Origin of the sequence: Chromobacterium indicum, from assembly GCF_039708975.1 — a bacterium.
GTDB lineage: Bacteria > Pseudomonadota > Gammaproteobacteria > Burkholderiales > Chromobacteriaceae > Chromobacterium > Chromobacterium piscinae.
Genome location: NZ_JAYFSJ010000004.1, coordinates 41,136 through 65,589, shown reverse-complemented (window position 1 = coordinate 65,589; position 24,454 = coordinate 41,136). Strand labels below are relative to the sequence as shown.

Sequence of the window (24,454 nt, the reverse complement as noted above, 5' to 3'; positions counted from 1 at the left end):
AACTGTGGGTCGGAAGCAGCCATCCATCAGGGCGAGATCAACCGTCCGCTTTGGCCGAAAAGCGGGCATCTAAAGAATTGATACGACATAACAAAGAGAGAAGGGGCCAGCGGCCCCTTCACTCTTGTCAGACTTCGACGAACTTTATTCAGATCCGACGGACTTTATTCGCTCTAGTCAACCTAGCTAGCGTCCATCACTCCACCGTAACCGATTTTGCGAGGTTCCGCGGCTTGTCGACGTCGGTGCCGCGCGACAGCGCGACATGGTAGGCCAGCATCTGCACCGGGATGGTGTGGACGATGGGGCTGAGGACGCCGACATGGCGCGGGGTGCGGATCACGTGCACGCCGTCGGATTCGCTGAAGTGGCTGTCGGCATCGGCGAACACGAACAGCTCGCCGCCGCGGGCGCGCACTTCCTGCATGTTCGACTTCACCTTCTCCAGCAGCGCGTCGTTGGGGGCGATCACCACCACCGGCATGTTCTCGTCCACCAGCGCCAGCGGGCCGTGCTTCAGCTCGCCAGCCGGGTAGGCCTCGGCGTGGATGTAGGAGATTTCCTTCAGCTTCAGCGCGCCTTCCAGCGCGATCGGGTAATGCAGGCCGCGGCCGAGGAACAGCGCGTCGTCCTTGGCGGCGAAGCGCTCGGACCAGGCCTTGATCTGCGGCTCCAGGTTCAGCGCGTGTTGCACGCTGCCCGGCAGGTGGCGCAGCTCGTCCAGGTATTGCGCTTCCATCGCGGCGGACACGCGGCCGCGGGTCTTGCCCAGGGTCACGGCCAGCGCGAACAAGCCTACCAGCTGGGTGGTGAAGGCCTTGGTGGAGGCCACGCCGATCTCAGCGCCGGCGCGGGTGTAGAACACCAGGTCGCTGGCGCGCGGGATGGCGGATTCGCGCACGTTACAGATGGACAGCGCGTACTGGTGGCCCAGCTCCTTGGCGTACTTCAGCGCCTCCATGGTATCCAGCGTTTCGCCGGACTGGGAGATGGTGACGATCAGGTGCTTGGGGTTGGCGAAGGCGTCGCGGTAGCGGTATTCGCTGGCGATTTCCACGTCGCACGGCAGGCCTGCGATGCTTTCTATCCAGTACTTGGCGGTCATGCCGGCGTAGTAGCTGGTGCCGCAGGCCAGAATCTTCACGCCTTCCAGCTGCGGCAGAATGGCGGCGGCGGCTTGGCCGAACAGTTCCGGATTGAAGCCGGCGTCCTGCACCGCTTCGATGGTGTCGGCCAGCGCCTTGGGCTGTTCGTGGATTTCCTTCTGCATGAAGTGGCTGTACGGGCCCAATTCAAGCGATGCCAGCGACACGTCGGACAGATGCACCGGGCGCTCGATGGCCTGGTCGTTTTTGTCGATCAGCTTGACGCCGTCGCGGGTGAGGTGGCCGATGTCGCCCTCTTCCAGGAAGATCACGCGGCGGGTGGCGGACAGGATGGCGGAGACGTCGGAGGCGATGAAGTTTTCGCCTTCGCCCAGGCCCACCAACAGCGGGCAACCCATGCGGGCGCACACCAGTTCATCCGGGCGATCCAACGCGATCACGCCGATGGCGTAGGCGCCAGTCAGCTCCCGGGTGGCTTTCTTCACCGCGTCGAACAGGCTGTCGCCGGCCTGGTAGTAGTGATGCACTAGGTGGGCGATCACTTCGGTGTCGGTTTGCGATTCGAAGGCGTAGCCCAGGCCTTTCAGGCGCTGGCGCTGCTGTTCGTGGTTTTCGATGATGCCGTTGTGCACCACGGCGATCTTGCCGAAGGAGATGTGCGGATGGGCGTTGTATTCGGTCACGCCGCCGTGGGTGGCCCAGCGGGTGTGGCCGATGCCGAGCTGGCCTTGCAGGCTTTCCTCGGCGGCGGCGCTTTCCATTTCAGCGACGCGGCCAACGCGGCGCACGCGGCGGATTTCGTCGCCGACCAGCACGGCCACGCCGGCCGAGTCATAGCCGCGGTATTCCAGACGCTTCAGGCCATCCACCAGGATGGGAACGATATTACGCTTGGCGATGGCGCCAACGATGCCGCACATTATTTTCTCCTTGCACTGCTGTCTTGAACTGCGGGCGCGCAAATCAGCGTCACGCCCTTCGCTTGAATCTTGTCTCTGGCGTCTTGCGCCAAGCCGTCATCGGTCACCAGGGTGTGGATCTTGTCCCACGGCAACTCCAGATTGGGGATGCGGCGGCCGATCTTTTCCGACTCCACCATCACGATCACCTCGCGCGCCACCTCCGCCATCACTCGCGACAAGCCCACCAGCTCGTTGAAGGTGGTGGTGCCGCGCTCCAGGTCTATGCCGTCGGCGCCGATGAACAGCTGGTCGAAGTCGTAGGAACGCAACGCCTGTTCGGCGATCTGGCCCTGGAACGATTCCGAATGCGGGTCCCAGGTGCCGCCGGTCATCAGCAGGATGGGTTCGTTTTCCAGCTCGCGCAGCTGTCCGGCCACGTTCAGCGAGTTGGTCATCACCACCAGCCCGCGCTTGTTGCCCAGCATCGGGATCATCGCGCTGGTGGTGGTGCCGCTGTCGATGATCACGCGGTTATGATCGCGGATGCGCTCCGCCGCCGCGCGGGCGATCGCCTGCTTTCGTTTCGAAACTTGGCCGACATCCGGCTCGGCCGCCATTTCGCTGGGCAGCGACACCGCGCCGCCGTAGCGTCGCAGCAACAGACCGCCGGTTTCCAGCAGGGCCAGGTCTTTGCGGATGGTGACTTCGGACGTGGCGAAGCGCTGGGTCAGCTCTTCCACGCTGACTTCGCCCCGCTCCTGCACCAGCGCGGCAATCGCATGGCGGCGCTGCTGAGTGTTTCGTTTTGTCATCACAAGTTTCGTTTCGAAAGTTTTTGAATGATATCAGCGCAAGTTTTGCCTTGGCAAGGCCTATTTCGAAAGAAAGCGGCGCTGCCGGCTCCAGCCGAAACACATGAAAAACGCCCGGCGATCTCCATTGGAGAAACGCCGGGCGCGAGTCCTGCGCGCGAGCGGAATCAGCTCTTTTTCTGCGGCCGCTTCCAGCCTGGCACCGTCACCTGGCGCGCGCGCGCCACGGTCAGTTCGCCAGCCGGGGTGTCCTTGCTGATCACCGAGCCGGCGCCGATCGTGGAGTCTCGCTCCAGACGCACCGGCGCCACCATCAGCGTGCCCGAGCCGACGAAGACGTTGTCGCCGATCAGGGTCTTGAACTTGTTGATGCCGTCGTAGTTGCAGGTGACCGAGCCGGCGCCGACGTTGACCTTGCGGCCGATCTCGGCGTCGCCGATATAGCTCAGGTGGTTGACCTTGGAGCCGTCGCCGATCTTGCTCTTCTTCACCTCGACGAAGTTGCCGATGTGCACGTGTCCGGCCAGCTCCGCGCCCGGACGCAAGCGCGCGTACGGCCCGATCCGGCATTCCTCGCCCACCACCGCGTCTTCCAAGTGCGAGAACGGCGCGATCCGGGTGCCGGCGGCGACCTTCACGTTCTTCAACACGCAGTGCGCGCCGATTTCCACGTTGTCGCCCAACTCCACCGCGCCCTCGAACACGCAGCCGACGTCGATGCTGACGTCCATGCCATGCTTGAGTTCGCCGCGGATGTCGATGCGCGCCGGGTCGGCCAGCGTGACGCCGGCTTCCAGCAACGCGCGCGCCTGGTTGGCTTGCAGAATGCGCTCCAACTCCGAGAGTTGCAGCTTGTTGTTGACGCCGGCGGCTTCCCAACTGGCGTCGACGCTAGCGCTTTCCACCGCCACGCCGTCGCGCACCGCCAGCGCCAGCACGTCGGTCAGATAGTATTCGCCCTGGGCGTTGCCGTTGTTCAGCGCGTTCAGCCATCCCGCCAGGCGCGTATTCGGCAGCGCCATCATGCCGGTGTTGATCTCGCGGATATTCAACTGCTCCGACGTGCAATCCTTGTGCTCGACAATGGCTTTCAGCTTGCCGTCGGCGCCGCGCACCATGCGGCCGTAGCCGCTGGCGTCGGCCAGCACGTCGGTCAGCACCGCCATGCCCTCGCCGGCGGCCTGTTCCAGCCTTTGCAACGTGGAAACCTTGGTCAGCGGCACGTCGCCGTACAGCACCAGCGTCTTGCCGTCCGCCGGCAGGTGCGGCAGCGCCATCTTCAGCGCGTGGCCGGTGCCCAGCTGCTCCGCCTGCTCGGCCCATACGATGTCCGCATCCTGGATTCTGGCGCGCACCTGCTCGCCGCCGTGGCCGTACACCACCACCAGGCGGGACGGATTCAAGCCGCGCGCGGTGCGGATCACCCGCGCCAGCATCGGCTCGCCGCCGATCGGATGCAGGACTTTGGGCTGGGAGGAATACATGCGCTTGCCTTTGCCGGCAGCCAGAATGACGATACTCAGACTATCCATGATCTTTTTGCTTCACCAGAACGGAAAAAGGCTGCCACTTGCGTGGCAGCCTAGCACTATACACGATTACGTCTCGCGCAATCAGTGAGCGCGCTTCTTGAGGTAGTCCAGCGTCTTGAGCTCGGCAATCGCCACCGCCAGTGCGGCGTGGGCCTTGGCCGTGCTCAGGTCGTCGGTCGCGCGCTTGAGGGCATCCTCGGCAGCGCGTTTCGCCTCATTGGCGCGGGCCTCATCGAGATCCTCGCCGCGGATCGCCGTATCGGCGAGCACGGTGATCAGGCTCGGCTGCACTTCCATCATGCCGCCGGACACCGCCACCAGTACTTCTTCCTTGGTGCCCGGCACCTTCAGACGAAGCACGCCGGGCTTGATACGGGTCAGGAGCGGCACGTGTTGCGGGTAGACGCCGATCTCGCCTTCGGTAGCCGGCGCGACGACGAATTCCGCCTCGCCGGAGAAGATGAGTTGCTCGGTGCTAACCACTTCCACACGCATCTTGGACATCCGCCCTCTCCTTAGTTAAGGGTCTTGGCTTTCTCGGCAGCTTCGTCGATCGCGCCAACCATGTAGAACGCTTGTTCCGGCAGGTGGTCGTATTCGCCAGCGAGAATGGCCTTGAAGCCCTTGATGGTTTCGCGCAGCGGCACGTATTTGCCCGGGGAACCGGTAAACACTTCGGCCACGTGGAACGGCTGGGACAGGAAGCGCTGGATCTTACGGGCGCGAGCCACGACCAGTTTGTCTTCCTCGGACAGTTCGTCCATACCCAGAATCGCGATGATGTCGCGCAGTTCCTTGTAGCGCTGCAGGGTGGACTGCACGCCGCGGGCAACCGAGTAGTGCTCGTCGCCAACCACCAGCGGATCCAGCTGGCGCGAGGTGGAGTCGAGCGGGTCCACGGCCGGGTAGATACCCAGCGAGGCGATGTCGCGCGACAGTACCACGGTAGCGTCCAAGTGGGCGAAGGTGGTCGCCGGGGACGGGTCGGTCAAGTCATCCGCAGGGACGTATACGGCCTGGATGGAGGTAATGGAACCATCCTTGGTCGACGTAATACGCTCTTGCAGACGGCCCATTTCCTCGGCCAGCGTCGGCTGGTAGCCCACCGCGGACGGCATACGGCCCAGCAGAGCGGACACTTCGGTACCGGCCAGGGTGTAGCGGTAGATGTTGTCCACGAACAGCAGAACGTCGCGGCCCTTGCCGTTTTCGTCCTTCTCGTCGCGGAAGTGCTCCGCCATGGTCAGGCCGGTCAGCGCCACGCGCAGACGGTTGCCCGGCGGCTCGTTCATCTGACCGTAAACCATCGCCACTTTGTCCAGGACGTTGGAGTCCTTCATTTCGTGGTAGAAGTCGTTGCCTTCACGGGTACGCTCACCCACGCCAGCGAACACGGACAGACCCGAGTGGGCCTTGGCGATGTTGTTGATCAACTCCATCATGTTCACGGTCTTGCCCACACCGGCGCCGCCGAACAGACCCACCTTGCCGCCCTTGGCGAACGGGCACAGCAGGTCGATCACCTTAATGCCGGTTTCCAGGATGTCGGAGGCTGCGGACAGTTCGTCGAACTTCGGCGCCGGCTGGTGGATGGCGCGACGTGCGTCGGTAGCCACCGGGCCAGCTTCGTCAACCGGGTTGCCCAGTACGTCCATGATGCGGCCGAGGGTGGCGGCGCCAACCGGCACCGAAATCGGTGCGCCGGTGTTGGCTACGGCCATGCCACGCTTCAGACCATCGGAGCTACCCATAGCAATGGTACGGACCACGCCGTCGCCCAGCTGTTGCTGAACTTCCAGCGTCAGGTCGGCGTCCACCAGCTTCAGGGCATCATAAACCTTCGGCATGGCGTCGCGCGGAAACTCCACGTCGATCACCGCGCCAATGATTTGTACGATTTTGCCTTGGCTCATTATCGCTTCCTAAAAATAAACTTTGTGTTCCGCAAGTGGGCTACACCGCGGCGGCGCCGGCCACGATTTCCGACAGCTCGGTCGTAATCGCCGCTTGACGCGCCTTGTTGTACACCAGGCGCAGCTGCTTGATGGTGTTGCCCGCGTTGTCGGTGGCGGCTTTCATCGCCACCATCCGCGCGGCCTGCTCGGAAGCCATGTTCTCGGCCAGAGCCTGATACACCACCGATTCCAGATAACGGCGCACCAGGAATTCCATCAGCGTCGGCGCATCCGGCTCGTACAGGTAATCCCACGAGTGCGAATGCTCCACCACCATGTGGTGCGGGGTCAGCGGAAGCAGCTGTTCAAGTGCCGGCTCCTGCTTCATGGTATTCACGAAGCTGGAGTACACGATGTAGACCGCATCCAGTTCGCCTTCGGCGTACTGCTTGAACAGAACCGTAAGCGGGCCAATCAGTTTTTCCATCTTCGGCGTATCGCCGAGATGTACCGCGCTTGCCACCACGTTGAGACGGGCGCGCTGGGCAGCTCCCAGGCCTTTCTGGCCCAGGCAGCAGACGTCGACTTCGACGCCCTCGTCCTGCAGTTCCTTGACCTTGGCGAAGAAGCGCTTGAACGAGTTCACGTTCAAGCCGCCGCACAGGCCCTTGTCGGAGGAAACCAGGATGATGCCGGCGCGCTTGATCGTCTCGCGACGGGCAAGCAGCGGGTGACCAAGTTCCGCGTTCGCCTGAGCGAGGTGCGCCATGACTGTGCGCACCTTCTCGGCGTAAGGACGGGCAGCGCGCATACGCTCTTGCGTTTTGCGCATCTTCGAGGTCGACACCATCTGCATAGCGCGGGTGATCTTCTGCGTGTTCTGCACGCTTCGGATCTTGGTGAGAATCTCTTTACCGACTGCCATATCCTGAACCTTTCTCTAGCTACGACTTGAGTCGAAGGCTCAGTTGAAGCTGTAGCCGGCCTTGAACGATTCCATCGCCTTGGCCAGTACCTTCTCGTTGTCGGCAGACAGATCACCGGAGGCGTTCACGGCCTGCAGCACTTCGGCGTGGTTGGCACGCACGTTGGCCAGGAACTCGGCTTCGAAAGCCAGGGCTTTCTTCACCGGAACGTCTTCGTAGCTGCCCTTGTTCACCGCCCACAGGGTCAGCGCCATTTCCGCGGTGGACAGGGTGGAGAACTGCTTCTGCTTCATCAGTTCGGTCACCACTTCACCATGGGACAGCTGCTTGCGGGTGGCTTCGTCCAGGTCGGAGGCGAACTGCGCGAACGCAGCCAGCTCGCGGTACTGGGCCAGAGCCAGACGGATACCGCCGCCGAGCTTCTTGATCACCTTGGTCTGAGCGGCGCCGCCCACGCGAGATACCGAGATACCGGCGTTGATGGCCGGACGGATGCCCGCGTTGAACAGGTCGGTTTCCAGGAAGATCTGGCCGTCGGTAATCGAAATCACGTTGGTCGGAACGAACGCGGATACGTCGCCGGCCTGGGTTTCGATGATCGGCAGAGCGGTCAGCGAACCGGTTTTGCCCTTCACGGCGCCGCCAGTCAGCTTTTCCACTTCGTCTTCGTTGATGCGCGCGGCGCGCTCCAGCAGACGGGAGTGGAGATAGAACACGTCGCCCGGATAGGCTTCGCGGCCCGGCGGACGGCGCAGCAGCAGCGAGATCTGACGGTAGGCGACGGCTTGCTTGGACAGGTCGTCGTATACGATCAGCGCGTCTTCGCCGATGTCGCGGAAGTATTCGCCCATCGCGCAGCCGGAGTACGGGGCGATGAACTGCAGGGCGGCGGCTTCGGAAGCGGTGGCGGCCACGATGATGGTGTGACCCATCGCGCCGTGCTCTTCCAGCTTGCGAACCACGTTGGCGATGGAGGAAGCCTTCTGACCTACGGCTACGTAGATGCAGATGACGCCATTGCCCTTCTGGTTGATGATGGCGTCCAGAGCCACGGCGGTCTTGCCGGTCTGACGGTCGCCGATGATCAGCTCACGCTGGCCGCGGCCAACCGGGACCATGGAGTCGATCGACTTCAGGCCGGTCTGCATCGGCTGCGATACCGATTGACGCGCGATCACGCCCGGAGCGATCTTTTCGATCGGGGACGATTTCTTGGCGTTGACCGGGCCTTTGCCGTCGATCGGCTGACCCAGGGCGTTGACCACGCGGCCAATCAGCTCCGGACCAACCGGCACTTCCAGAATGCGACCGGTGCACTTGACTTCGTCGCCTTCGGAGATGTGCTCGTACTCGCCCAGAACCACGGCGCCGACAGAGTCGCGCTCCAGGTTCATTGCGAGGCCAAAGGTGTTGCCCGGGAATTCGAGCATTTCGCCCTGCATCACATCGGCCAGGCCGTGGATGCGGACGATACCGTCGGTCACGGAGATAACCGTGCCCTTGGTGCGAACTTCAGCGCCTTCAGCCAGATTCTGGATCTTGGCCTTGATCAGATCGCTGATTTCAGAGGGGTTCAACTGCATGATCTCTCCTAATTCTTGAGGCTTACTGCCATTGCCTGCAGTTTGCCGCGCACGGAAGCGTCGATGACATCGTCGCCCACCGACACGCGAACGCCGCCGATCAGGTCGGCGTTCTCACGCACGTCAAGACGCACGGCTTTGCCGTACTTCTTGGAAAGCGTGTTGGTCAGTTCGGCTTTCTGTTCACCGGACAAAGCAAAAGCGGACTCCACCAGGGCGTCCACGATGTTTTCCGATTGCGCCTTCAGCAATTCAAACTGCGCGGCGATTTCAGGCAGCAGCGTCAAACGGGCGTTCTCGATCAGCGCGGCGATGAAGCGTTTCACGTCATCGTTGCCGCGCGAGCCGAGCACATCCAGCATCAGCGCCTCAACCTCTTGTGCGGTATGTTTCGGATTGGTGACGACTTGGGCCAGATCCGGGTTGTTCACCATGGCAGCCAGCCACGACAGCGCGTCCGACCACTGGTCGAGCTTGCCCTGTTCCGTGGCGAGGCTGTATACCGCTTCGGCGTAGGGCCTTGCGACGGTAATGAGTTCTGCCATGAGTTAGTTAAAACTCCGCTTTGATGGAGGCAAGCAGGTCGGCGTGCTTAGCGGCGTCGATCTCCTTGCGCAGGATCTTCTCGGCGCCGGAAACGGCCAGGTCGGCGACATGCGCGCGCAGGGATTCCTTGGCGCGCAGCACTTCCTGGTCGATTTCAGACTTGGCGTCGGCCACGATGCGGGCACCTTCGGTGCGCGCCGCTTCCTTGGCTTCGTCCACGATCTGGTTAGCACGCTTCTCGGCGGCAACCACGATCTCGGTAGCCTGCTGCTTCGCCTTGCGGATTTCGTCCGCAACGCGCTTTTCAGCGGCTTCCAGATCCTGCTTGCCGCGTTCCGCGGCGGCCAAGCCATCAGCGATACGCTTGGCCCGCTCATCCATCATGTTGGTAAGCGGAGGCCAAACAAACTTCATGGTGAACCATACCAGGATGGCGAACGTGATCGCCTGGCCCAGTAGTGTTACGTTAAATTCCACGCTTGTTTTCCTCCAGAGTATGACTGCAACAACCGTCTACATATCCGTCGGAAACGGATTAGTGAGCCGCCTTAACGATAGCCAGGGCAGCGGACAGGAACGGGTTGTTGAAGGTGAACAGCATGGCAACACCAACGCCGATCATGGAGATCGCGTCCAGCAGACCGGCGATGATGAACAGCTTGGTTTGCAGAACCGGGATCATTTCCGGCTGGCGAGCGGAGGACTCGAGGAACTTGCCACCCAGAATGGCGAAGCCGATAGCGGTGCCCAGAGCGCCGAGGCCAATGATCAGAGCGGCAGCGATAGCGGTCATCGACTGAATCTGAGAAACGAGTGCTTCCATTGTGTATCTCCTAAGACTTAAAGCAAGGATGGTTGGGTAAAAAGAAGGATGAATCTACGGTAAATCAGTGCGCTTCCACCGCCAGGCTCAGGTACACGATGGTCAGCATCATGAACACGAAGGCCTGCAGGGTGATGATCAGGATGTGGAAAATCGCCCACGGCGCGCCCAGCACCCACTGCAGGCCCCAGGGCAGCAGCGCGATCAGGATGAAGATCAGTTCGCCGGCGTACAGGTTGCCGAACAAACGAAGAGAGAGCGAAATCGGCTTGGCGGCCAGTTCGACCAGCTGGAACGCGAAGTTCAGCGGGGCCAGGATGATGGCGCCGACCGGGTGGGAGCTGTGGAACGGAGCGGTCAAGAGTTCCTTGCCCCAGCCGCCCAGGCCCTTGGCCTTGATCGAGAAGCCGACGATCAGGATCAGCACCGACAGCGACATGGCGAAAGTGGAGTTCACGTCGGCGGACGGCACGACGCGGAAGTACACGTGGTGCGGCTCCAGGCCGAAGAAGGTGTAGCCGATCCACTGCGCGGCCATCGGGAACAGGTCTACCGGGAACAAGTCCATGAAGTTCATCAGGAACACCCAGCAGAAGATGGTCAGCGCCAGCGGGGCGATCATCTTGCTCTTGCCGTGGAACACTTCGCGAACCTGGGTCTGCACCATCTCGACGATCATCTCGACGAACAGCTGCAGGCGGCCCGGCGCTTCGATGCTGGCGCGGCGCGCCACCACGGCGAACACGGCGGCGAACAGGAAGCCGAGAACCAGCGAAATGGAGAAGGTGTCTACGTGCAGGCTCCAGAAACCGGCGGAAGGATCCGAATTCCAGAAGGTGAGATGGTGCTTGATGTAATCGGTTGCGTTGCTTGCCATCGCTCTTTTCTCAATTTTTGATTAGAAGCCCGAAGCCGTAGCCGGAGGTGGCGGCAAAGAACCCACCCAAAAATCCAACTACGGACAAATCCTTGAAACTGGCCAAAACCGCACCACTTAACAGTACGGTCAGGCAAAACTTTACCGCCTCGGCCAGAAAATGCGCCTTGATCAGCGCCGCGGGCGCCACGTGACGCTTGGCGTAAGCGATCCTGGCATACACCAGGGCCGGCGCCAGCACCGCCAAACCGCCCAGCAGGGCGGACACGGCGACAGTCACGCTGCCTGCGCTGGCGAGTAGCGCGACCACTACGGCCAGGCCGACCAAACTGGCCTGCAGGCGCAGCACGCGCTTCACTTCCGAATAGATCATGATCGCCAGTGCAAAAAAACCGCTGGATTATAGGCTTTGGGCTTGAGTTGCGTCAACTTTGCTCCAGCAGACTTTTTGCGTTGCAACAAACTCATTTCTTAGGATTTTTTTGCAGTTTCTCAAGCAGGAAATCCAGCTCGTCCAGACTCGCATAATCTATGACCAGCTTGCCGCATCCGCCGGATGCCTGGCGGATGCTGACACGGGCGCCGATGGCTTCGGAAACCTGTTCCTCCAGCCTCGCCACGTCGGGATCGACGCGTTTTTGTTGCGGCGCAACTGTGGTTTTTTGCGCAGCATGCTGTTGTACTCGGCGCTCCACCTCGCGCACAGACATGCCCTTGCGCACCGCTTCGTTCGCCAATTCCAGCTGGAAAACCGTCGGCAGGCTCAGCAAGGCGCGCGCGTGGCCCATCTCCAGCTGGCCCTCGTGCATCATCTGCTGCAAGGGCTGCGGCAACGCCAGCAAGCGCAGCAGATTGGACACCGCGCTGCGCGAGCGGCCCACCGCGTCGGCGGCGGCCTCATGGGTCAGGCCGAATTCGTCGACCAGGCGCTTGATGCCCTGCGCCTCCTCTATCGGGTCCAGCTCCTGGCGCTGGATGTTCTCGATCAGCGCCATCGCCAGCGCAGCCTCGTCGGGCACGCTCTTGATCACCACCGGCACCTCGGAGAGGCCTGCCTTGCGCGACGCGCGCCAGCGGCGCTCGCCGGCGATCAGCTCGTAGTCGCCCAGGCCCAGCTCGCGCACGATCAGCGGCTGGATGATGCCCTGGGCGCGGATGGACGCGGCCAGTTCGTCCAGCGCCGCCTCGTTCATGAAGCTGCGGGGCTGGTACTTGCCGGGTCGGATGCTGTCGATGGGAAGCGTGGAAAGTCTGTCGTCCACCGCGTCAACGGTGGACAGGAGCGCGTCGAGTCCGCGCCCCAATCCTTTGAGTTTGGCCATATTGTCAGACGGTGGGAGTTGCGGTTGCGGGTTCGAGGCGCTCGACCAGCTCTTGCGCCAGCGCGAGGTAAGCCTGGGCGCCGCGCGAGCTGCGGTCGTAGACCAGGCCCGGCAGGCCGTGGCTGGGCGCCTCGGCCAGGCGCACATTGCGCGGAATCACGGTCTGGAACACTTTCTCGCCGAAATGGCGGGCCAGCTGTTCCGACACCTGTTGCGACAGGTTGTTGCGGGCGTCGAACATGGTGCGCAGCAAGCCCATGATCTCGATCTTGGGATTGACCGCCACCCTCACCTTGCGCAGCGTGGCCACCAGGTCGGACAGGCCTTCCAGCGCGTAGTACTCGCACACCATCGGGATCAGCACGCTGTCGGCGGCCACCAGGCCGTTCAACGTCAGCAGGTTCAGCGACGGCGGGCTGTCGATCAGCACGTAGTCGTACTGGCCGGCCACCTCGGCCAGCGCGCTCTTCAGCCTCGCCTCGCGCGCCAACTCGTTGACCAGCTCCAGTTCGGCGCCGCCCAGATCGCGGTTGGCGGGCAGCACGTGGTAGCCGCCGGCCTTGGCGTCCTGGCGCGCCTCCTCGATGGTGGCCTCGCCCAGCAGCACGTCGTAGCCGGACTTCTCCAGCGACTGCTTGGCGATGCCGCTGCCCATGGTGGCGTTGCCCTGCGGGTCCAGATCGACGATCAGCACCCGCCGGCCGAGCTCGGCCAAACCGGCCGCCAGATTGACGACGGTGGTGGTCTTGCCCACCCCGCCCTTCTGGTTGGCCACCGCGATCACGCGTGGATTCATTGCAGCACCATCCTCACCAGATGGCGTTCGGCGTCCAGCCCCGGCACCGTTACCGGCAGCACCTCCGAAACCGCCACGCCTTGCGGCAGCAAGGCGATTTCCTCATACGGATACACGCCCTTCATCGCCACGTACTGGCCGTCGTCGGCCATCAGGTGGCGGGTCAGCTTGACGAACTCGGACAGCTCCGAGAACGCGCGGCTGGTGATGCGATCGAACTTCTGCTCCGGCTGGTAGGCCTCGACGCGGTCGGTGACCACCTGCACATTGGGCAGGCCCAGCTCCAGCACCACCTGGCGCAGGAAGGTGGTTTTCTTGTGGTTGGAATCCAAGAGCGCCACCTGCAGGTCCGGCCGCGCGATGGCGGTCGGGATGCCGGGCATGCCGCCGCCGGAGCCGACGTCCAGCATGCGCGTGCCGCCGGCCAGGTGCGGCACCAGGCTCAGGCTGTCCAGCAAATGATAGCTGACCATCCGCTCTTCCTGGCGGATCGCGGTGAGGTTGTAGGTCTGGTTCCATTTGACCAGCAGCGCCAGATAGCGCTCCAGCAGCTCCAGCTGCGGTTCGGTCAAATCCAGCGCCAGTTGCGCCAGCCCCTGTTTCAGTTCGGTGGTATGTAGTGTCATGCGGTCTTAGCGTCGGTGAAGCCGCGCTTCAGGTGCACCATCAGCAGGGCGACGGCGGCCGGGGTGATGCCCTGGATGCGCGAAGCCTGGCCCAGCGTCTCCGGACGCTGCTGGTTCAGCTTCTGCTGCACTTCCTTGGACAGGCCCTTGACCAGGCCGTAGTCGATGTCGCCCGGCAGACGGATGTCTTCCAGATTGTCGCGGCGCGCCAGCTCTTCGTTCTGGCGATTGATGTATCCCTGGTATTTGACCTGAATTTCCACCTGCTCGGCAACCTCGTCGGCCAGTTCCGGCGCGCCGTCGGCGGCTTCCGGCACCGCCATCAGCTCGCGGTAGGCCACGTTGGGGCGCTTGAGCAGGTCCTGCAGCGTGTATTCGCGCTCGATAGGCTTGCCCAGCACGCGCGCCAGCGCGTCCGGATCCTGCAACTTGGACGGATGCAGCCAGGTGGTCTGCAGGCGCGTCTTTTCCGCCTCGACGGCGTCGCGCTTGCGGCAGAAGGCGTCCCATTGCTCGTCGCCGACCACGCCCAGCTTGCGGCCCATCTCGGTCAGGCGCAGATCGGCGTTGTCTTCTCTCAACTGGAGACGGAATTCGGCGCGGCTGGTGAACATCCGGTACGGCTCGGACACGCCCTTGGTGATCAGATCGTCGACCAGCACGCCGAGGTAAGCCTCGTCGCGGCGCGGGCACCAGGCGTCCTGCTCGCGGGCGAACAGACCGGCGTTCAGGCCGGCCAGCAGGCCCTGGGCGGCGGCTTCTTCATAGCCGGTGGTGCCATTGATCTGGCCGGCGAAGAACAGGCCCTGGATGGCCTTGGTTTCCAGCGAGGCCTTCAGGCCGCGCGGGTCGAAATAATCGTATTCGATCGCGTAGCCGGGGCGCAGGATGTGGGCGTTCTCCATGCCGCGGATCGAGCGCACGGCGGCCAGCTGGATGTCGAACGGCAGGCTGGTGGAAATGCCGTTCGGATAGAACTCATGCGTCGTCAGGCCTTCCGGCTCCAGGAACACCTGGTGGCTGTCCTTGTCGGCGAAGCGGTTGATCTTGTCTTCGATCGACGGGCAGTAGCGCGGGCCGACGCCTTCGATCACGCCGGTGAACATCGGGCTGCGGTCGAAGCCGCTGCGGATGATGTCGTGGGTGCGCTCGTTGGTGTGGGTGATCCAGCACGGCAGCTGCTTCGGATGCATCTCGCGCTTGCCGCGATAGGAAAACACCGGCTCCGGCGTGTCGCCCGGCTGCTCTTCCATCACCGAGAAGTCCACGCTGCGGCCGTCGATGCGCGGCGGCGTGCCGGTCTTCAAGCGGCCCACCGGCAGGCTCAGCTCGCGCAGGCGCTCGCCCAGCGTGCTCGCCGCCTGGTCGCCGGCGCGCCCGCCGGTGTAGTTCTCCATGCCGACGTGGATCTTGCCGGACAGGAAAGTGCCTGCGGTCAGCACCACGGTCTTGGCGCGGAAGGTGATGCCGATGGCGGTGATGGCGCCGACCACGCGGTCGCCCTCGATCAGCAGGTCGTCCACCGGCTGCTGGAACAGCGTCAGGTTGGGCTGGTTCTCCAGCATCTCGCGGATGGCGGCCTTGTACAGCACGCGGTCGGCCTGGGCGCGGGTGGCGCGCACCGCCGGGCCCTTGGAGCCGTTGAGCGTGCGGAACTGGATTCCGCCGATGTCGGTGGCCAGCGCCATCGCGCCGCCCAGCGCATCCACCTCTTTCACCAGATGGCCCTTGCCGATGCCGCCGATCGACGGATTGCACGACATCTGGCCCAGGGTTTCGATGTTGTGCGTAAGAAGGAGCGTGGCGCAGCCCATGCGCGCGGCCGCCAGCGCGGCCTCGGTGCCGGCGTGACCGCCGCCCACCACTATCACGTCGAAGCTTGTCGGATAAATCATGGCTGAAAGAGCAAACCGAACGGAAAAACGGGTTATTTTACGCCAAAACAGTTTGGCTGATAAGTCTTTGATTTCAATAACCCCGCTGCCGTCACCGAAACGTCAAAGACCCTTCACCGCATAGTCATGATATGGACATCGCAACGTCAAACAGCCCCCCTAGCATGTGACGAACCACAACGAGGGGCAAAACATGCTGCTAAATGAACAGCTTGCAAGCAGAAGCAAACCACGCCTGGCCGTGCGTCTGGCCCAGGGCGCCGAGGATATCCGCCGCGCGCAGAAGCTGCGGTTCGAAGTGTTCGCCGGCGAAATGGGCGCGGAACTGACCTCCGCCGAACTGGGCATAGACCGCGATGAATACGACGAGTTGTGCGACCACCTGATCGTCGAGGACCACAACACCGGCATGGTGGTGGGCACTTACCGCATGCTGCCCCCGGCTGCCGCCCGCCGCGCGCCCAGCCTGTACTCCGAACACGAGTTCGACCTCTCCCGCCTCTCCAACCTGCGCGACAATCTGATCGAAGTGGGCCGCTCCTGTGTCCACCGCGACTTCCGCTCCGGCGCGGTGATCGCGCTGCTGTGGTCCGGCCTGGCCGATTACGTGCAGCAGCAAGGCGGCGCCTATCTCGCCGGTTGCGCCAGCGTGTCGCTGACCGACGGCGGCCATCAGGCGGTCAGCCTGTACCGCCAGCTGGAAGGCCAATATCTGTCGCCGGCCGAATGGCGGGTGTTTCCCCACCTGCCGCTGCCGCTGGACCGCTTGATAGACGACAGCGCGCCGGTGCCGCTACCTCCGCTGATCAAGGGCTACCTGCGCGCCGGCGCCCATGTCTGCGGCGAGCCCGCCTGGGACCCGGACTTCAACTGCGCCGACTTTTTCATGCTGCTGCCGCTGAGCCGGCTCAGCGCGCGCCACAACAAGCACTTCATCGGCGCGGCCGCAGCCTGACCTGCCGGATGCAAGCCGGGCCGCCGCCCTGCCCGGCTTGCATCCGCTTCCGCCGCGGCGCTCAGGGCCGCCAGCGCCCGCTGCCGGCATCGAAACGCCAGCCCCGGTCGAGACAGAACGCCTCGACCGCATCGGCGAACGCCACCCGCTCTTCCACTCCTGTCCAAGGCCCCAGGCACGCGCAATCGACTGCGCCGCCGCTACGCAGCGACACCCTGATGCCGACAGGCTCATGGCCTCGGTAATAAAATCCGATGGCAGCCAGCTCCGCGCAGTCAATGATTCGGGTAAGCCAGAGCCCCCGCAGATGCAGCCTGCCGGCCGCTTCCCAGACCACCAAGCGGTTTGCGGCTCGCCGCCCGCGAAACACCATCCATATCGCCAAGCCGATGCCTAGCACAGCGAGGCCGACACCCATGGCCGGCCACGCTCTTCCCAGCCCGACCAGCCCCGCCGTCGTGATCAGCCAGACGCCCATCCCGCGCGCGCCATCCCGGACGGCGACGCCCTGCGTTTCCATTTTCCCGCGCTCCACCCGCCGCCTCCCGCCAATTTTCTTTAAAAAACCAAAGCAAAAATGAAAATTATTTCACGAAACAATAAAAAACAACGACAAAAACCCAAGCCATCGCAGATGCTACAATCCCGGCATGAACTACAGCTTTGAACCGATAGGCGTCATCCGCTCGCCATATCGCGAGAAATTCGGCATTCCCCGCCAGCCGTCGCTGGTCAGCGCCGCCCGCGTGAGGCTGGAGCTGCTGCCGCCGTACGACCACCCGGACTGCGTGCGCGGCCTGGCTGAGTTTTCGCATGTCTGGATCAGCTTCGTGTTCCACCAAACCATGGACCGGGGCTGGCAGCCGCTGGTGCGGCCGCCCAGGCTGGGCGGCAACGCCAAGGTGGGCGTGTTCGCCAGCCGTTCCACCCACCGCCCGAACCCGATGGGTCTGTCGCTGGTGGAGCTGGTTTCGGTGAGCGTCGACTATGGCGTGGCGCTGGAGCTGGCCGGCGCCGACCTGCTGGACGGCACCCCGGTGCTGGACATCAAGCCCTACATTCCCTTCGTGGAATCGAGGCCGGATGCGGCCGGCGGCTTTGTCGACGGCCCTCCCCCGCTGCTGCGGGTGGAATGGAGCGAGGCCGCGCGGCGACATCTGGCCGAGGCGGACGCGCCGGCCGGCTTCGCGCAGCTGGTGGAGCAGGTGCTGGCGCAGGACCCGCGCCCGGCCTACCAGGACGATCCGGAACGGATCTACGGCGTGTCGCTGTATTGCTACAATGTGCGCTTCGGCATCGCCGGCGGCGTCGCGCGCGTGCTTGAAATTCTGCCGGCGGCACAAAACTAATTCGCATCGGCCCGGTCATATCCGGGCAATTCAAACCTACCAGGAAAATAAAACATGACCACTCGCGCGAAGACGATCGTACTCGCCTTCACCATGGTTTCCGTGTTGGCCACCCCGTTTGCCGAGGCCGCGCGCCTGGGCAAGGGCAAGAGCGCAGGCATGCAGCGCTCCACCCCCACCCGCAGCTACCAGCCGAGCACCCCGGCTCCGCAACCGATGGCCGCGCCTGCGCCGCGCGGCGCAGCCGTGCCTCCGGCGCAGGCTCCGGCCAAGAGCGGCGTGGGCACCGCGCTGGCGGCTGGCGCGGCCGGCGCGGTGGCGGGCGCCGCCATCGGCTACATGGCGGGCTCATCCGGCAACGACAAGGCCGCCCAACAGGGCCAGCAGCAAAACGCCGCTCCGGCCGACCAACAATCGCAAGCGGCCCACCAGCCCGCGCAGCAGCCTGAAAAGGGCGGCATGCCCTGGGGCATGCTGGCGCTGCTGGGCCTGGTTCTGGTCGGCGGCATGATGTTCTTCCGCCGCAAGGCCGGCAACCCGGCCGCCAACGCGCCGCAGCCGGCCGGCATGCCGCGCGGCATGGCCGACAACCACGGCCAGTCCAACTTCGACGCCATTCCCAAGATCGGCTCCGGCATGAACGGCGGCGCGGCCCCGGCCGGCAACGGCTTCGGCGGCGGCTTCAACGCGGCGCCCGCTCCGGCGCGCCTGCCGGACGGCACCGAGACCCCTCACTTCCTGCGCCAGGCCAAGGCCACCTTCCTGCACCTGCAGAGCCTGAACACGCCCGAGAGCCTGGAAGAAGTGCGCAAGTACATGACGCCGGACCTGTTCAGCGCGCTGGCCGGCGACATCGCCGGCAACAGCGGCGTGGCCGACTTCTCGCAGCTGGACTGCCAGCTGTCCGACGCCACCGTCGAGAACGGCGCCTACATCGCCAGCGTCACCTTCAGCGGCAATGTCAGCGAGGAAGTGGGCGCCCCGGCCGTGCCGTTCACCGAAACCTGGCACTACGTGAAGGATGGCGGCACCGGCGGCAAGTGGCTGGTGGCCGGCATCCAGCAAGACTGACGAGGCGGCGCGCGGTTGTTGTTTTTGCCGCGCGCTTAACAATCGTTGACGACGGGCCCTAGGGCCCGTTTTTTATTTCTACGCCCATGCACTAAACTGGAATGCCGATTGCTTCAGCAGCGGACAAGGGCCAAAAGAGCCCGCATCTTGGACACGGAGGCAGTATCGCGATGACAGCATTCGAGCACGCCGGCCTGAAAATCGGCAGCCACTTCCAGCCTGTCTACAGCCTGGCGCACCGACGCAGCATAGGGGTAGAGGCGTTGCTGCGCGCCGAACAAGGCCAGACCGCGCTCTCTCCCGCGGAGGCCTTCTACACCGCGGTGTCGCCCGAGCAGCGCCACCAGCTCGACCTGGCGGTGTGCCGCGCCCATATCCAGCGCTACCTGCAGCTGCAGTCCGACCATCCCCGCTGGCTGTTCCTCAATATCGACGCCGCCTCGCTGTCCCGCCCGGACCGCGCAATGGCGCTGGTCAACCACATCCGCCAGGCCGGCCTGGAGCCGCACCAGGTGGTGCTGGAAGTGCTGGAGCACGTGCTGGAGGTGGACGAGGCGCTGATCGAAGGCGTCAACATCCTGAAGAACAACGGCTTCATGATCGCGATAGACGATTTCGGCGTCGGCCACTCCAATCTGGAGCGGGTATGCCAGCTGGAGCCCAGCCTGGTCAAGTTCGACCGCCAGCTGCTGCGCAACGCCATCGTCCAGCCGCGCAGCCGCGCCTTGCTGTCCAGGCTGGTGCGGCTGATGCACGAAATCGGTGCGCTGGTGGTGGTGGAAGGCATAGAAACCGAGCGCGACGTGCTGGTGGCGATGGATTCCGGCTGCGATCTGATCCAGGGATTTTTCATCGCCAAGCCGGCCGAGGCCCCCGACGCCGACGAGCTGATCACCCCCAGGCTGGACGAGCGCTGGGACGAATTGATGGCGCACGCGCTGCTCAAGCGCAAGCTCACCCGCCGCCAGATCGAGCTGGCGCGGCAATGCTTCGTGCAAAGCGCGATCTCGCTGATGCAGAGCACGCCGTTCGACCTGGCGGCCAAGCCCATGCTGTCGCTGCCGGACGTGATCCGCTGCTTCCTGCTGGACAGCGAGGGCCGGCAGATCGGCCGCAACCTGAACAGCCGCCAGTCCGCCTCCAGCACCGACCCGCGCTACAGCCCGCTGGCCGACACCACCGGCGCGGTGTGGTCGCGCCGCAGCTATTTCCAGCACGCGGTGGACCAGCCCGGCGTGCTGTACATGAGCGAGCCCTATCTGTCGATGACCGACCCGCGCTCCTGCGTGACGATGTCGATGGCGATCGAGATCGACGAAAACCTGCATGTGCTGTGCGCCGACCTGCTGGTGCCGCAGCACGACACGCTTTAAGCGGCGGCGCGGACAAAACAAAAGCGGCCCGGATGGGCCGCTTTCTCATTGCGCGCCGCGCTTACTGCGCCGGCGTCACGTCCTGAATGTACTCGAACAGCGTCACCACCTTCTGCACGCCGGCCGTCTCGCTGACCACGCGCGAAGCCTCGACGCCCTCGCCCTGGGTCACCAGGCCCAGCATGTAGACCACGCCGCGCTCGGTCACCACCTTGATGTTGTTCGGATTCACGCCCTTGCCGTCCAGCAGCCGGGTGCGCACCTTGCTAGTGATCCAGGTGTCGTTGCTGCGCTCGGAGAAGCCGGATACCGGGCCCACCGTGGTGTAGTTGTACACGCGGCGCACATTGGGCAGGCCGCGCACGATCAGCTCGGCCTGCTGGCGGGCCTCCTCGCTCGGCACCTCGCCGGTCAGCAGCACCGCGCGGTTGAAGCTGGTGCGGTTGACGTGGGCCGACGGCAGGCGGTTGGCGATCTGCTCGCCGGACTTCAGCTCAATCGCCTGATCGTCGACATAGGCGCCGCTGGTGCGGCGGTCCGACGCCACCAGCGCGCCGCCGGCGGCCCCCGCGGCCACCAGGCCGACGCAGCCGCTCAAAACGCTGACCAGTCCCGCGGCCAGCAACAATGCAAATGCGTTGCGCTTCATTCCTTACTCCCCTCCAAGCAGCATGCAATCAATGGCGTCGCACAACGCGTGGATCAGCAGGATATGCACTTCCTGGATCCGGCAGGTGCGCAGCGACGGCACGTTCAGGTGTATATCTTCCGGCGACAGTATTTCAGTGATCTTGCCGCCGTCCTTGCCGGTAAGCGCGATCACGCTCATGCCGCGCTCATGGGCGGCGTAAACCGCCTCGATCACGTTGGCGGAATTGCCGGATGTGGAGATCGCCAGCAGCAGGTCGTTGGTATGGCCCAGCGCCCTCACCTGCTTGGAAAACACCATGTCGAAATCGTAGTCGTTGCCGATGGCGGTCAGCCCCGAGGTGTCGGTGGCCAGCGAAATCGCCGCCAGGCCCGGGCGCTCCTTCTCGAAGCGGCCCACCATCTCGGCGGCGAAATGCTGGGCGTCGGCGGCGGAGCCGCCGTTGCCGCAAGCCAGAATCTTGCCCTCGTTCATCAGGCAGGCCACCATCCGCTCGGCCGCCGCAGCCACGCCGGGCGACAGCAACTCCATCGCCTCCTGCTTGGCGGCGATGCTTTCCAGGAAATGGCCGTTGACCCGGTCAATCAGATCCATTGGGGAATCCCCTTTTCTCAACAGTTACTGCGTGATCACATTCTTCAGCCACTGCGGCTCGGCGCCGCCGACGCTGACCACCGCGTCGAAGCGGCAGGGCGAGTCGATATTGTGGCTGCTTAGATAGACTTCCGCGGCCAGCATCAGTTTCCTTTGCTTGGCCGCGGTGATGCTGTCGGCGGCGCCGCCGAAGCGGCTGCCGCCGCGATGGCGGACCTCGACGAATACCAGCGCGTCGCCGTCGCGCATGATCAGGTCCAGCTCGCCGCCGCGGCAATGCCAGTTGCGCGCCACCAGTTTCAGGCCGCGCGCCTGCAGCAAGGCCAGCGCGCGGTCCTCGGCGTCCCGGCCGGCCTGGTTCATTGCAGCGCGTTGCCGCCCATGACGCCGGCCGGCAGCTGGCGTTCGAACGCGCGGTCGCGTCCCAGCTTCAAATCGCCGGTGACGCCGTCCAGCCTCACCGCCGCACCCGGACGGCTGACCGCCAGCTGCACCGCCAGCCTATAGGCGTCGATGCCCAGCGCGTACAGCCGCTCGGTCTGCCGCGTCAGCGGCACCGCCGGATGCGGGTAACGCTGCACCGCCGGATGCGCCGGCATCAGGAACCACGGCATGTCGATGAAACGCACGCCGGCCAATTCCGCCTGCGCGCCGCCGACATTCAGCTGTGAAGTGCCGTACACCGGCACATCCGGCGTCAGCGCCGACTTGAGCTTGGCCGCCTGCGCCACGTCCAGCGCCAGCGCGACGGCGTCGGCTTGGCCGGCCGCCTGCAGCAGCGGAGTCATGTCGCTGGAGTCGAAAGCCATCTGCCGCGCCGGCTTGCCGGCCACCGCGCGCCATTCGTCGGCGAAGGCCTTGCCCAGCCGCTGCGACAGCGCGTCGCCGCCCACCACCAGCAACGGATTGGCACGGCCGTCGTCTCGCATCAGCCGCGCCAGCTGGCGCGCCTCGCCCTCGACGATCAGCGACAGCGAATACAGCTTGGGATTGGCCGCCGCCTGCCGGTCAATCGAATTGAGCGCGATGGTGGGCACCGTCACCGACGGCGCCAGCTTGGCGATGGATTCCCGCGACAGCGGCCCGATCACCACGTTGACGCCGTCCGCCACCGCCGCGCGGTAGCGTTCCACCACGTTGTCCCCGGTGGCGTCCACGCTGTAGAGCTCGGCGCTCTGGTCCACCTGGGCCGCCGCCTCCACGCCGCTGCGCACCACCGCCGCCGCTTCGCCCAGCGCCGACGACTCCGTCGGCAGGATCACGCCGATCCGGATCTTGCCGCGCGCGGCCGGTTTCGCCGCCAGCGCGCCGGATGCCGGCGCATCGACCCGAACCGCGGCCGGCGTCGGCGTCGCCAGCCTGGGCGTCTGGCCCGGCGGCTGCACCAGCGCGCGCATCGGCGCGCCATTGCTTTGAATGATATAGTCGGGGGTTTGCGCCACGACCGGCGTCAGCCACGTCAGCAAGACGCCAACCAACAACAGCGGAGTCAGTCTTTGCATACCTCGTTCGCCCACCTTACCGATGCCGCCAGGGATAGTTTCCATAGCGGGACATTATATGTGGTGGCCACGCCCATTGGAAATCTGGCCGACATCAGCGCCCGCGCGCTGGCGTCGTTCGAGGCGGCCGACGTCGTCTGCGCCGAGGACACCCGCGTCACCGGCCAGCTGCTGTCCGCCTACGGCATCCGCGCCAAAAGGCTGGTCAGCCTGCGCGAGCACAACGAGCGCAGCATGGCGGAACAGGTGGTGCGCTGGCTGTCCGAAGGCCAGATCGTGGTGCAAGTGTCCGACGCCGGCACCCCGGCGGTATCCGACCCCGGCGCGCGGCTGGTGGAGGCGGTGCGCGCCGCCGGCCACCCGGTGCGCCCACTGCCCGGCGCCAGCGCCGTGATCGCCGCGCTGTCCGCCAGCGGCTTCACCGCGCCCACCTTCCAGTTCCACGGCTTTTTGCCGCCCAAGAGCGGCGAGCGCCGCAGAACGCTGCAGCAATGGCTGTCCGCCCCCCACCTCACCGTCTGCTACGAAGCGCCGCACCGCATCGTCGACGCGCTGGAAGACATTGTGGCCGAGCTGGGCGGCGAGCGCCGGGTGATGATCGCCCGCGAACTGACCAAAACCTTCGAAACCTTCCACGCGCGCCCCGCGGCCGAACTGCTGGAATGGGTGAAGGCCGACGCCAACCAGCAGCGCGGCGAGATCGCGCTGATCATCGACGCCGCCCCCGCCGCCGAAGCCAACGCCGACGCGCCGCCGGCCGAGGCGCTGCGGGTGCTGGAAATCCTGGCCGCCGAACTGCCCACCAAGCAAGCCGCCACGCTGGCCGCGCAGATCAGCGGCGCCAACCGCAAGCAGCTGTACGACCACGCGCTGAAACTGAAAAAAGACTGAGCGCCAACTATTTACAAGCGCTTGGCGCAAGGTTAAGATGCGTTCTCTCGCAGATGTCGCCCGGATGGCGAAATTGGTAGACGCAGGGGATTCAAAATCCCCCGCCGCAAGGCGTGTCGGTTCGAGTCCGACTCTGGGCACCACTTTGACATCTAGCAGAGTACAACGAAGTCCACAAAACCCGCACAGCACAAGGCTTTGCGGGTTTTTTGTTGTTCAACATCGTCCAGAAGCGTCCAGCTACATCCAAAGTTTCTGCGTACCATTTTGTGTACCACCCGCCAACCGTGCGAAAAAATGGTACACAATGTCCCTAGCACCTTTTGCTACTCATACTCTGGTTAGAAAAAACTATGTGTACCTTGCCACACGCAACAGGCCTATTCTGGCTGCTGCCCACGGCTAGCGCCATCGGTCTGCCTTGCCACC

The 24,454-nt window shown here is 64.3% G+C and carries 26 protein-coding genes and 1 tRNA gene; 6 read left to right on the top strand and 21 right to left on the bottom strand.

Translation table 11 applies throughout. The features are described 5' to 3' along the window. Positions 1 to 196 precede the first annotated feature (196 nt). From glmS to mnmG, 16 genes are all read right to left on the bottom strand, one after another. The gene (gene glmS / locus VA599_RS06715) at positions 197 to 2,026 is read right to left on the bottom strand and encodes a glutamine--fructose-6-phosphate transaminase (isomerizing) (RefSeq protein ID WP_346788033.1); all 1,830 of its coding nucleotides are present in this window, start codon (positions 2,024 to 2,026) and stop codon (positions 197 to 199) included. Continuing rightward, positions 2,026 to 2,820, bottom strand: coding sequence for a DeoR/GlpR family DNA-binding transcription regulator (locus VA599_RS06710; protein WP_021474893.1), 795 nt, complete (start codon positions 2,818 to 2,820; stop codon positions 2,026 to 2,028). The genes glmS and VA599_RS06710 overlap by 1 nt, the downstream gene beginning before the upstream one ends. Before the next feature lie 167 nt (positions 2,821 to 2,987). Next, positions 2,988 to 4,352: a bifunctional UDP-N-acetylglucosamine diphosphorylase/glucosamine-1-phosphate N-acetyltransferase GlmU gene (gene glmU / locus VA599_RS06705; protein WP_346788032.1), complete on the bottom strand. Its 1,365-nt coding sequence runs from the start codon at positions 4,350 to 4,352 to the stop codon at positions 2,988 to 2,990. A gap of 81 nt (positions 4,353 to 4,433) precedes the next feature. Next, positions 4,434 to 4,856, bottom strand: coding sequence for a F0F1 ATP synthase subunit epsilon (locus VA599_RS06700; protein WP_021474891.1), 423 nt, complete (start codon positions 4,854 to 4,856; stop codon positions 4,434 to 4,436). 11 nt (positions 4,857 to 4,867) lie between these two features. Then, a complete protein-coding gene (atpD, locus tag VA599_RS06695) occupies positions 4,868 to 6,265 on the bottom strand; it encodes a F0F1 ATP synthase subunit beta (protein WP_021474890.1) in 1,398 nt (465 codons plus the stop codon). A 40-nt stretch (positions 6,266 to 6,305) separates the two neighbouring features. Beyond that, complete coding sequence (gene atpG / locus VA599_RS06690; protein ID WP_104945492.1) at positions 6,306 to 7,172, bottom strand: F0F1 ATP synthase subunit gamma; 867 nt, start codon at positions 7,170 to 7,172, stop codon at positions 6,306 to 6,308. 39 nt (positions 7,173 to 7,211) lie between these two features. Then, a complete protein-coding gene (atpA, locus tag VA599_RS06685; RefSeq protein WP_021474888.1) occupies positions 7,212 to 8,756 on the bottom strand; it encodes a F0F1 ATP synthase subunit alpha in 1,545 nt (514 codons plus the stop codon). Between the two features lie 8 nt (positions 8,757 to 8,764). After that, positions 8,765 to 9,301, bottom strand: a complete 537-nt coding sequence (locus VA599_RS06680) for a F0F1 ATP synthase subunit delta (RefSeq protein WP_021474887.1) — start codon at positions 9,299 to 9,301, stop codon at positions 8,765 to 8,767. 7 nt (positions 9,302 to 9,308) lie between these two features. After that, entirely contained in the window at positions 9,309 to 9,779 is a 471-nt protein-coding gene (locus VA599_RS06675) for a F0F1 ATP synthase subunit B (protein WP_021474886.1), read from the bottom strand. Between the two features lie 58 nt (positions 9,780 to 9,837). Continuing rightward, positions 9,838 to 10,125, bottom strand: coding sequence for a F0F1 ATP synthase subunit C (atpE, locus tag VA599_RS06670; RefSeq protein WP_021474885.1), 288 nt, complete (start codon positions 10,123 to 10,125; stop codon positions 9,838 to 9,840). A 64-nt stretch (positions 10,126 to 10,189) separates the two neighbouring features. Beyond that, positions 10,190 to 11,002: a F0F1 ATP synthase subunit A gene (atpB, locus tag VA599_RS06665; RefSeq protein ID WP_021474884.1), complete on the bottom strand. Its 813-nt coding sequence runs from the start codon at positions 11,000 to 11,002 to the stop codon at positions 10,190 to 10,192. 10 nt (positions 11,003 to 11,012) lie between these two features. After that, a complete protein-coding gene (locus VA599_RS06660; protein WP_021474883.1) occupies positions 11,013 to 11,375 on the bottom strand; it encodes an ATP synthase subunit I in 363 nt (120 codons plus the stop codon). 91 nt (positions 11,376 to 11,466) lie between these two features. Further along, positions 11,467 to 12,324, bottom strand: coding sequence for a ParB/RepB/Spo0J family partition protein (locus tag VA599_RS06655; protein ID WP_346788031.1), 858 nt, complete (start codon positions 12,322 to 12,324; stop codon positions 11,467 to 11,469). A 4-nt stretch (positions 12,325 to 12,328) separates the two neighbouring features. Beyond that, positions 12,329 to 13,120, bottom strand: coding sequence for a ParA family protein (locus VA599_RS06650; RefSeq protein WP_021474881.1), 792 nt, complete (start codon positions 13,118 to 13,120; stop codon positions 12,329 to 12,331). Further along, entirely contained in the window at positions 13,117 to 13,746 is a 630-nt protein-coding gene (rsmG, locus tag VA599_RS06645) for a 16S rRNA (guanine(527)-N(7))-methyltransferase RsmG (RefSeq protein WP_021474880.1), read from the bottom strand. Before rsmG ends, VA599_RS06650 begins: the two co-directional genes overlap by 4 nt. Then, positions 13,743 to 15,641: a tRNA uridine-5-carboxymethylaminomethyl(34) synthesis enzyme MnmG gene (mnmG, locus tag VA599_RS06640; protein WP_346788029.1), complete on the bottom strand. Its 1,899-nt coding sequence runs from the start codon at positions 15,639 to 15,641 to the stop codon at positions 13,743 to 13,745. Before mnmG ends, rsmG begins: the two co-directional genes overlap by 4 nt. Positions 15,642 to 15,834: 193 nt before the next feature. On the opposite strand from mnmG, the gene VA599_RS06635 reads away from it, so the two are divergent. Further along, positions 15,835 to 16,596, top strand: a complete 762-nt coding sequence (locus VA599_RS06635; protein WP_346788028.1) for a GNAT family N-acetyltransferase — start codon at positions 15,835 to 15,837, stop codon at positions 16,594 to 16,596. Positions 16,597 to 16,657: 61 nt separating this feature from the next. Here VA599_RS06635 and VA599_RS06630 read toward each other — a convergent pair whose 3' ends face one another. Further along, the gene (locus VA599_RS06630) at positions 16,658 to 17,116 is read right to left on the bottom strand and encodes a hypothetical protein (RefSeq protein WP_346788027.1); all 459 of its coding nucleotides are present in this window, start codon (positions 17,114 to 17,116) and stop codon (positions 16,658 to 16,660) included. Positions 17,117 to 17,246: 130 nt separating this feature from the next. On the opposite strand from VA599_RS06630, the gene tsaA reads away from it, so the two are divergent. The 3 genes from tsaA (at position 17,247) to VA599_RS06615 (ending at position 20,389) form a co-directional block, all read left to right on the top strand. After that, complete coding sequence (tsaA, locus tag VA599_RS06625; RefSeq protein ID WP_346788026.1) at positions 17,247 to 17,945, top strand: tRNA (N6-threonylcarbamoyladenosine(37)-N6)-methyltransferase TrmO; 699 nt, start codon at positions 17,247 to 17,249, stop codon at positions 17,943 to 17,945. A 54-nt stretch (positions 17,946 to 17,999) separates the two neighbouring features. Then, positions 18,000 to 19,016 (top strand): Tim44 domain-containing protein, encoded by a 1,017-nt coding sequence (locus VA599_RS06620; RefSeq protein WP_346788025.1) that lies wholly within the window; start codon positions 18,000 to 18,002, stop codon positions 19,014 to 19,016. A gap of 170 nt (positions 19,017 to 19,186) precedes the next feature. Then, entirely contained in the window at positions 19,187 to 20,389 is a 1,203-nt protein-coding gene (locus VA599_RS06615) for a sensor domain-containing phosphodiesterase (protein ID WP_021475804.1), read from the top strand. Between the two features lie 61 nt (positions 20,390 to 20,450). Here the strand turns inward: VA599_RS06615 and VA599_RS06610 are convergent, their stop codons facing one another. Genes VA599_RS06610 through VA599_RS06595 form a run of 4 tightly spaced genes read right to left on the bottom strand, consistent with a single transcriptional unit; the run spans position 20,451 to position 23,134 of the window. Beyond that, positions 20,451 to 21,038, bottom strand: a complete 588-nt coding sequence (locus VA599_RS06610; protein ID WP_046158529.1) for a BON domain-containing protein — start codon at positions 21,036 to 21,038, stop codon at positions 20,451 to 20,453. A 3-nt stretch (positions 21,039 to 21,041) separates the two neighbouring features. Further along, a complete protein-coding gene (locus VA599_RS06605) occupies positions 21,042 to 21,632 on the bottom strand; it encodes a phosphoheptose isomerase (RefSeq protein WP_021475806.1) in 591 nt (196 codons plus the stop codon). A 24-nt stretch (positions 21,633 to 21,656) separates the two neighbouring features. Next, positions 21,657 to 21,995 (bottom strand): YraN family protein, encoded by a 339-nt coding sequence (locus VA599_RS06600; RefSeq protein WP_021475807.1) that lies wholly within the window; start codon positions 21,993 to 21,995, stop codon positions 21,657 to 21,659. Continuing rightward, positions 21,992 to 23,134, bottom strand: a complete 1,143-nt coding sequence (locus VA599_RS06595; RefSeq protein WP_346788024.1) for a penicillin-binding protein activator — start codon at positions 23,132 to 23,134, stop codon at positions 21,992 to 21,994. The genes VA599_RS06600 and VA599_RS06595 overlap by 4 nt, the downstream gene beginning before the upstream one ends. Between VA599_RS06595 and rsmI the strand changes: the two genes are divergently transcribed. Next, positions 23,129 to 24,025, top strand: coding sequence for a 16S rRNA (cytidine(1402)-2'-O)-methyltransferase (gene rsmI / locus VA599_RS06590; RefSeq protein ID WP_346788023.1), 897 nt, complete (start codon positions 23,129 to 23,131; stop codon positions 24,023 to 24,025). The genes VA599_RS06595 and rsmI overlap by 6 nt on opposite strands. A gap of 58 nt (positions 24,026 to 24,083) precedes the next feature. Next, positions 24,084 to 24,168: transfer RNA gene (locus tag VA599_RS06585), tRNA-Leu, on the top strand. Positions 24,169 to 24,454: the final 286 nt, after the last annotated feature.

Excerpts from the sequence above, each read along its gene's own strand:
- glmS (WP_346788033.1), bottom strand. The coding sequence starts at position 2,026 with ATGTGCGGCATCGTTGGCGCCATCGCCAAGCGTAATATCGTTCCCATC.
- VA599_RS06710 (WP_021474893.1), bottom strand. The coding sequence starts at position 2,820 with ATGACAAAACGAAACACTCAGCAGCGCCGCCATGCGATTGCCGCGCTG.
- glmU (WP_346788032.1), bottom strand. The coding sequence starts at position 4,352 with ATGGATAGTCTGAGTATCGTCATTCTGGCTGCCGGCAAAGGCAAGCGC.
- VA599_RS06700 (WP_021474891.1), bottom strand. The coding sequence starts at position 4,856 with ATGTCCAAGATGCGTGTGGAAGTGGTTAGCACCGAGCAACTCATCTTC.
- atpD (WP_021474890.1), bottom strand. The coding sequence starts at position 6,265 with ATGAGCCAAGGCAAAATCGTACAAATCATTGGCGCGGTGATCGACGTG.
- atpG (WP_104945492.1), bottom strand. The coding sequence starts at position 7,172 with ATGGCAGTCGGTAAAGAGATTCTCACCAAGATCCGAAGCGTGCAGAAC.
- atpA (WP_021474888.1), bottom strand. The coding sequence starts at position 8,756 with ATGCAGTTGAACCCCTCTGAAATCAGCGATCTGATCAAGGCCAAGATC.
- VA599_RS06680 (WP_021474887.1), bottom strand. The coding sequence starts at position 9,301 with ATGGCAGAACTCATTACCGTCGCAAGGCCCTACGCCGAAGCGGTATAC.
- atpE (WP_021474885.1), bottom strand. The coding sequence starts at position 10,125 with ATGGAAGCACTCGTTTCTCAGATTCAGTCGATGACCGCTATCGCTGCC.
- atpB (WP_021474884.1), bottom strand. The coding sequence starts at position 11,002 with ATGGCAAGCAACGCAACCGATTACATCAAGCACCATCTCACCTTCTGG.
- VA599_RS06660 (WP_021474883.1), bottom strand. The coding sequence starts at position 11,375 with ATGATCTATTCGGAAGTGAAGCGCGTGCTGCGCCTGCAGGCCAGTTTG.
- VA599_RS06655 (WP_346788031.1), bottom strand. The coding sequence starts at position 12,324 with ATGGCCAAACTCAAAGGATTGGGGCGCGGACTCGACGCGCTCCTGTCC.
- VA599_RS06650 (WP_021474881.1), bottom strand. The coding sequence starts at position 13,120 with ATGAATCCACGCGTGATCGCGGTGGCCAACCAGAAGGGCGGGGTGGGC.
- rsmG (WP_021474880.1), bottom strand. The coding sequence starts at position 13,746 with ATGACACTACATACCACCGAACTGAAACAGGGGCTGGCGCAACTGGCG.
- mnmG (WP_346788029.1), bottom strand. The coding sequence starts at position 15,641 with ATGATTTATCCGACAAGCTTCGACGTGATAGTGGTGGGCGGCGGTCAC.
- VA599_RS06635 (WP_346788028.1), top strand. The coding sequence starts at position 15,835 with ATGCTGCTAAATGAACAGCTTGCAAGCAGAAGCAAACCACGCCTGGCC.
- VA599_RS06630 (WP_346788027.1), bottom strand. The coding sequence starts at position 17,116 with ATGGAAACGCAGGGCGTCGCCGTCCGGGATGGCGCGCGCGGGATGGGC.
- tsaA (WP_346788026.1), top strand. The coding sequence starts at position 17,247 with ATGAACTACAGCTTTGAACCGATAGGCGTCATCCGCTCGCCATATCGC.
- VA599_RS06620 (WP_346788025.1), top strand. The coding sequence starts at position 18,000 with ATGACCACTCGCGCGAAGACGATCGTACTCGCCTTCACCATGGTTTCC.
- VA599_RS06615 (WP_021475804.1), top strand. The coding sequence starts at position 19,187 with ATGACAGCATTCGAGCACGCCGGCCTGAAAATCGGCAGCCACTTCCAG.
- VA599_RS06610 (WP_046158529.1), bottom strand. The coding sequence starts at position 21,038 with ATGAAGCGCAACGCATTTGCATTGTTGCTGGCCGCGGGACTGGTCAGC.
- VA599_RS06605 (WP_021475806.1), bottom strand. The coding sequence starts at position 21,632 with ATGGATCTGATTGACCGGGTCAACGGCCATTTCCTGGAAAGCATCGCC.
- VA599_RS06600 (WP_021475807.1), bottom strand. The coding sequence starts at position 21,995 with ATGAACCAGGCCGGCCGGGACGCCGAGGACCGCGCGCTGGCCTTGCTG.
- VA599_RS06595 (WP_346788024.1), bottom strand. The coding sequence starts at position 23,134 with ATGCAAAGACTGACTCCGCTGTTGTTGGTTGGCGTCTTGCTGACGTGG.